This window comes from Geobacter sp., assembly GCF_027327745.1.
In the GTDB taxonomy this organism is placed as follows: Bacteria; Desulfobacterota; Desulfuromonadia; order Geobacterales; family Geobacteraceae; genus Geobacter.
The window spans coordinates 21,766-29,298 of record NZ_DAHVYG010000049.1 but is presented as its reverse complement, the minus strand read 5'-3'; the positions used below and the strand labels follow the sequence as shown (position 1 = coordinate 29,298).

Genomic DNA, 7,533 nt, shown 5'->3' with positions numbered 1-7,533 from the left:
CGGCGCCACCATCACCACCGGGGCGCTGAGCAACGCCGCCAGCTTCAGCGGCACCTACACCGTGGCCGCCGGCCAGAACTCGGCCGATCTGAAGATAACTGGCATCACCGGGACCATTACCGATGCCGCCGGCAACAGTGCAACCAACCCTGCCGTACCTGCCGGACAGAATATCGCCGATGGCAAGGCCATCGTGATCGATACGACCGACCCTACGGTCAGCAATGCAACTTCAACGACAACTAACGGAAACTACAAGGCGGGAAGCGCCATCAACATCACTGTAAACTTCAGTGAGCCGGTTTTTTCCAGCGGGTTGACCATTGCCCTGAACTCCGGCGCCTCCATTACTACCGGGACATTGAACAACGTAACCAGTTATAGCGGGACCTACCCCGTGGCTGCTGGCGAGGCCTCACTCGACCTGAGCATCACCGGTATCACCGGCACTATTACCGATACCGCAACAAACGGAACAGCCAATCCAACTGTACCTTCCGGGAAAAATATTGCCGATGCTAAAGCCATCGTTATCGACACCGCCGTCCCATCGGTAAGCGGTGCCACCTCGACAACGGCTGACGGTGCTTACAAAGCAGGAGGCGCCATTAATGTTACGGTAAACTTCAGCGAGCCGGTTTCTTCCAGCGGGTTAACCATAGCCTTAAACTCCGGTGCGACCATTTCCACTGGGACATTAAGTAACGTAACCAGTTACAGCGGGACTTATACCGTGGCTGCCGGTCAGAATTCAGCTGAACTGAACATAACCGGCATCACCGGAACCATGACCGATGCCGCAACAAATGGGACAACCGACCCGACCGTTCCTACCGGGCAAAATATTGCGGACAAAAAGGCAATTATTGTTGACACCACCGCGCCCACCATGAACGCCACCGCATCATATGTGGACTCGACCCATGTGGATGTAACCTTCAGCGAAACGGTCCTCGGTGCAGCAGTTGCTGCAAACTACACGGCCGACAACGGCCTGGCCGTGACGGCGGTCTCGCAGAACGGCACCGCGTATCGCCTGACCACCAGCCCCCAGGCTATCGGGACGCCATACACCATAACCGCCAGATCTGGCATCACCGACCCGGCAGGCAACGCCGTGAGCAGCAGTGCGAAGAGCGCGTCCTTCACCAGGCCTTCCGATTCCAACGGCGCGCCCAGCGTTCCGACGCTCAATTCGCCCCCCGACGGGGGAGCGAATGTCAGCGAGGTCACGTCGCTCACTCCGACCCTCAAGGTAAACGCCTCAACCGATCCGGACAACGATCCGATCACCTATACCTTCGAAATCAGCACGACAAACGACTTCAGCACTGTCTCAGCCTCTCAGGGCGGAATTGCCGCCAGCGGCGGGGTCGCCTCCTGGACGATTCCCTCCGGAAAGCTTGCCGACAACACCCTGTATTTCTGGAGATGCAGGGCAAACGACGGTTTCCGGAACAGCGGTGACATGCCCACGGCCAGCTTCTTCGCAAACACGGCGAACGACAAGCCCACCGATCCGGCAATCAGCTCGCCCGGCGACAATACCGTGGTGTCGACGCTGACCCCTCCCCTGACCGTCACCAATGCAACGGACGTGGATGGAGACACCATCACCTACGAATTTGTCGTGGCAACAGACAGCGGCTTCGCGAACATCGCGGCGAATGCCTCCGGGATTGCGCAGGGGAATAACGGAAGTACGCCATGGACAGTTCCCGCTGGAAAACTTGCCGACAACACCCAATACTACTGGAGAAGCAGGGCCGTAGACCAGCACGGGGCAACCGGCAACTGGGTGAGCGCCGCCTTCTTCACGAACACCGCCAACGACGCCCCGACCGCGCCGACGGTCAAGGCACCAAACGGGGATTACAACTCGAATGAAGTCGCTACGCTTACCCCGACCCTGACGGTCAACAACGCCACCGACGCGGACAGGGACACTCTGAGCTACACTTTCGAGATCGACACCGTCAACACCTTCGACAGCCCCAACAAGCAGACTTCCCCCCCTGTCGCCGAGGGGGCGGGGACAACGAGCTGGACGGTTGCCAGGCCCCTCACCGACAACACCATGTGGTACTGGCGCGCGAAGGCAAACGACGGGCAGGCTGACGGCCCGTGGATGACCGCCCAGTTCTTCGTCAACCTGCAGAATGAGGCGCCCAACGTCCCGATCCTTGTCAGCCCGCCCGACAACGGCGAGGTGACTTCCACTACGCCTACCCTTACCGTCAGCGCCACCGATGTGGACCACGATGCCATCTCCTGCAATTTCGAGATTTACAGCGACAGTTCCCTCGCGACATTGGTGGCCGGTGCAGAAGTCCCGGGAACGAGCTGGAAGGTTGCCGACAACACTCCTCTTACCGACAACACCCGCTACTACTGGAGGGCCAAGGCGAAGGACGTGCACGGCTATTACAGCACATGGATGGCGACAAGCTCGTTCACGGTCAAGAACCAGGGGGCCAATCAGCCGCCGAGCATGACGCTGACCGCTCCGGGCGCAGCCGAACCGGTGACCAACGCCCAAATCTACACCATCGCCTGGAACGCGTCGGACCCGGACAGTCCGGCCCAGATCACCCTCTATTACGGAACTGAAAAATTTGTCTACGACGGCAGCCAGAAGAACATAACGCAGATAGCTCCCAATTCAGATCCCAATTCCGTCATCGGCCTAGGGAAGACCAGTTACGCCTGGAATACGTCAACCCTGCCGGACGGGGCCTATTACGTCTATGCCAGGATAGAAGACGGAAAGACCGCGGTCTATGCCTCCAGCGCCGGTCCGCTGGCGATAGACCGGACTGCGCCGGCGGCGCCGGCAGTCAGCGGGACGACGCCGAGCAACACGGCAACCCCTGCCTGGAGCTGGACCTCGGGAGGAAACGGGGGGAACGGGTACTTCCGCTACAGGCTCGACAACGCCGATCTTTCGACCGGTGCAGTGGAGACCACCGCCACGACCTTCACCCCGGCTGCCGCACTGAACGAGGGAAGCCACACCCTCTACGTCCAGGAGCGGGACGCGGCGGCGAACTGGTCCGCAAGCGGCACCCTCGCCATCGTCGTGGATACCATGGCCCCGGCCGCGCCGACGGTCTCCGGCACGACGCCAACCAACAACACCACTCCGACATGGAGCTGGAGCTCCGGCGGAGGAGGGAACGGGACGTTCCGCTACAAGCTGGACGACGCCGATCTCACCACCGGGGCGACGCAGACCGCCGCCACGGCCTTTACGCCGGCTGTGTCACTGAACGAGGCAACTCACACCCTCTACGTGCAGGAACGCGACGCAGCGGGGAACTGGTCGGCCAGAGGCAGCTTCGGCATCGTTGTGGACACTACGGCGCCGGCGGCCCCGACAGTCACCGGAACAAGTCCGACAAACGACACAACACCCACATGGAGCTGGGGTTCGGGTGGCAACGGCGGCAACGGGACCTTCCGCTACAAGTTCGACGACAATGACCTGACGACCGGCGCGACCGAAACCACGGCAACATCCTTCACCCCGACCGCCGAGCAGAGCGAAGGGAGCCACACGCTCTACGTCCAGGAGCGGGACGCGGCGGGGAACTGGTCTGAAAGCGGCACCCTTGCCGTTATCGTGGACACGACGCCGCCGATCCTGACCGTATCCACCCTCCCTCCCGACTCGTTCACCAACAAGGAGGATCTCAACCTCAGTGGGAACGTCGGTGACCTTAACGGGATCCGTACTCTGGTCATTTCGGTCTCGGACAGCAACGGTCCCTACTACTCAGCCGAACTAACGCCGGGGAACGGGATCGATACGAACGGCGATTACAGACACAGCATCCCGAAACTGAACGTCGGGACGAACCGGATAACCATTATAGCCACCGATCGCGCGGGGAATGAGAGCACCCCCCACTTTACCAGAAACATCACCTACGATCCGAACGGCACCATGCTTTTCGGGATCTCTCCGGCGGCCGACAGCAAGATCGCCCGGTCACCAGTAGATGTTACCGGCACCATGAGTAAACCTGCCAGCGATATCCGGCAGCTCGATGTCACGGTTTACAACTGCAAGACGGAGCCGGTGCTCCTTTCCTCGCAGTTTGCAGACATGAACGGTACGAGTTTCACCGCTTCCGTCCAACTGGCCGAGGGGTGCAACAACATTGTGCTCACCGTCACCGATCTGGCCGGAAACAGGAGTTCGTTCAGCCAGATCGTCACGTTTGACGACCAGAAACCGTCTCTGGAGATCACCGATCCGCCGAACGACATAAGGATCCCGAACGGGTACCTGACGATCAAGGGAAAAGTGGCCGATGCCCTGACCAATGTCACCGTACGCATCACCCAGAACGGCGAGCAACTCGGCGCTCCCGCGCTGGTCAGCGACGGCTCCGGGCAGACTTTCGAACAGAAGCTGATTTTGCCGACAAAAAACCTCATCTATCGTATTGCCGTTACGGCCACGGATGAAGCAGGCAACGAAAGCAGCGTTCAACGCAACATCACCTGGGCGAACCCGCCCAACGGCGATCTCAACAGTGATCTCAACGTCACCGTTCTGGACGTTCTCGTAGCTTTGCGGATTGCCGTGGGGCTCGTGAAACCGACGGACGGCTACCTGATCAACGGCGACGTCTCCCCGTTCGTCAACGGCAGATCCGTGCCCGACGGCAGGATCGACATTGGTGACGCACTGATAATCCTGAAAATGGCCTTGGGAATCATTCCACAGCAACCGATGCAGTAACGGCGATCCGAGAGAGGGTCGACATCATGAGGTGGCCCACTATGAAAGCAAAAACGTTCTTCTGTCTGATATTTTTTCTCGTGACAGCGCACATCTGCGGCTGCGGATTCGGCGGATTCAGCGGCGGCGGCAGCGGGTCGACAACCGGCCAGACCAGTCCGACGGATACCGATACGAAAATAAGCGGCGTTGTCTCGAAGGGGCTCTTCAAAGACGGGACGGTAAAGATCTATGCCGTGAACACCGATAGAAACAGGGAGGAAATTTCGATACCCGAAAAGCAACCGATTCCCATCAGCCCTTTCGGGACCTACTCGACGCACATCAGCTCCTCCAGGACAGTCAGCGGCTCTTCCGGCGGCGTGTCTTACAGCGGTGTGGTGGAGATAGAAGCCACGGGCACGTACACCGATGAGGCTACCGGTATGGACAAGCCCACGGAGGTACCGCTACGGGCACTCATTGCCAATCCCACCGGTGATCAGGTGAAGGTGGCAGTGACTCCCCTGACGGAACTTGCGGCGCAAATTGCCACCAAGGGAAGCGGCACGCTTACCGCGGATAAGGTCAACAGCGCAAATGCCCTGATTTCGGACCTCTTCAAGGTGGATATCATTGCGACGCAACCGGTGGCGCTGACTAACGATGAGTTCCTGAAAGACAGCACCTTCCAGACGCAGAAAGATTACACCCTGGCGCTGGCGGCCATTTCCCAGATGGCGAAGAACAGCAAGTTATCCGACGTATTGACCACACTGGCCACCGACCTGGCCGACGACGGCGCCATGTCCGTCGAGAACGCCGCGGCCTTTCGGACTGCCCTGAAGGACTTTCTGGCGTCGGACAGGAATCCGACCGTTGTGAAAGATATCAGGTTGACCAACCTGGTCAACGTGGGAGGAACAACCAGGACCGTCAAACTGGTTACCACCGGAGAACCGCCCCCCGGTTTGTCTTTCGGCGGGTTTACGGTGACGGTGGAACTGCCGGACGGGGTAACGCTGAAGGCAGACTTTTCCGGAACGGCGTACGAAACCCTGAGCGGGGTGGTGACAACCTCCGCGTCGCTTCCGCAGGGGATTTACCCGATTGGGAATTACACCCCCCCATCAGGTACGGCCAGGGGACAACTGACGGTGGCGATGCTGTCGTCGAGTGCCGGGGGTTTCGGGGTTGGCGAGCTGTTGACGATCAAGTGCGACGTCCCGGCGGGGACATCCCCCCCCATCTCCGACTTCAAGGTCGTCTCGTTCGATGCGGTCCTCTACGATCCGAACAACAGCGGATCAACCTTCCCAGGGAGCACCATAGGTGCATCGGTAACGGAATAGAGGGACTTCCGGAATCGTGGGCGTTCCCGCGGGCCCGGATCGCAGCATTTCTGCCATGGAGGGCAAAATGTCAAGACTAAGAGGTAAGCGATACATGTGGACCGCACTCTCTGTCACCGGGTTCTGCCTCTTTTGCGCAATGGAGGCCCATGGAGCGCCCGTGGCCGAAATCACCGGCGCTCCCCAGAGTCCGACCCGGCTGACCAGCGCCACCCTTACGGTAAGCGGCTACGATATCGACGCCTACCAATACTGGCTCGATTATTGGAAACCAGGAACCAAATCGGCCGTTACCCCGGTGAACGAGGTGATATCCCTTGCAAATCTTCCCGACGGACCCCACACCATCTACGTGGTCGGCAGGGACAGTTCCGGCTGGCAAGCCGATGCAGACGCCTCCACCAGTCAATGGACGGTAGACACCAAGGCGCCGGCATTATTGCTGTCCACCCTCGCCAACGGTGCAGTCACCGGAAACCCGACCCTCAACATCGCGGGATCGATAAGCGACGAAAACGGCATAAAGGCCCTCACCATCAACGGCGCCGGCGTTGGATTCAAAACCGATGGCACGTTCAGCTATCCACTGTCGCTGAGCGCGGGAGCAAATGCCATAACGACCGTCGCAACGGACCGTGCCGGAAACTGGAGCAGCGACCGGAGAACCATCACCCTCGACCTGACTCCCCCCGGGCTCGACATCACGTCCCCGGCAGACAACAGCGTGACCAGCAAGTCATTCGTGCAAGTCACAGGGACGGTTGACGAAACCGCCACGGTGGAGATGAGGGTAAACGGCGGCGCGCCGCAGCTTTCTTCCCTGAGCGGCAACAATTTCAGCGTAACCGCAAACCTCGTCTCCGGCATCAATACCATCGAAATACGCGCCACGGACTCGGTCGGAAATTCCGGTACCTCCCAGAAACGGACCATCACCTATGACGACCAGGCACCGTCCCTGGAGCTGACCTACCCCCTCCAGGACATAAGGAGTGCCCAGCCAACCATAAAGATTACCGGTACGGTATCCGACACCCTGACCAAAGTCTCCGTGACCGTGGCCCGGGATGGGGTCGTTCTCAACGAGTTCAAAGGTCTCACATCGGGGCAGGTCTTCGAGCAGGATGTGAGCTTCACCGAGGACAAGCTCTACCACGTGACCGTCACGGCGACCGACGAGGCGGGCAACACGGCAAGCGTGCCGCGCAACATCATTCATGTCGCACAGGGGAAAGTCGGCGATATCACGAAGGATGGCAAAGTGGACATGTTGGACGCCCTCAGGGCGCTCAGGATTTGCACCGGTCTCGACGTGCCGACCGCTGACGATCTCTTGTACGGAGACGTCTCCCCCATGACAAGCGGCACCCCCCTCCCGGACGGGAGGATAACCATCGGGGATGCGTTGATAATTCTTAAATTAGCTGTGGGATTGATCAGACTGTAGAAGCT

3 protein-coding genes are annotated in these 7,533 nt (G+C 59.7%); all 3 read left to right on the top strand.

Annotation, left to right across the window (positions count from 1 at the left end; genetic code table 11):
- The first annotated feature begins 733 nt into the window (after positions 1-733).
- A complete protein-coding gene (locus tag M6689_RS09785; RefSeq protein ID WP_298270897.1) occupies positions 734-4,750 on the top strand; it encodes an Ig-like domain-containing protein in 4,017 nt (1,338 codons plus the stop codon).
- A gap of 41 nt (positions 4,751-4,791) precedes the next feature.
- On the top strand, positions 4,792-6,081 hold the full coding sequence (locus tag M6689_RS09780; RefSeq protein ID WP_298270895.1) for a hypothetical protein: 1,290 nt from the start codon (positions 4,792-4,794) through the stop codon (positions 6,079-6,081).
- Between the two features lie 160 nt (positions 6,082-6,241).
- Complete coding sequence (locus tag M6689_RS09775; protein WP_298270893.1) at positions 6,242-7,528, top strand: hypothetical protein; 1,287 nt, start codon at positions 6,242-6,244, stop codon at positions 7,526-7,528.
- The last annotated feature ends 5 nt before the right edge of the window (positions 7,529-7,533 follow it).

Bases quoted from the DNA above. Each gene is read 5' to 3' on its own strand.
- M6689_RS09780 (WP_298270895.1), top strand. From the start codon at position 4,792: ATGAAAGCAAAAACGTTCTTCTGTCTGATATTTTTTCTCGTGACAGCG.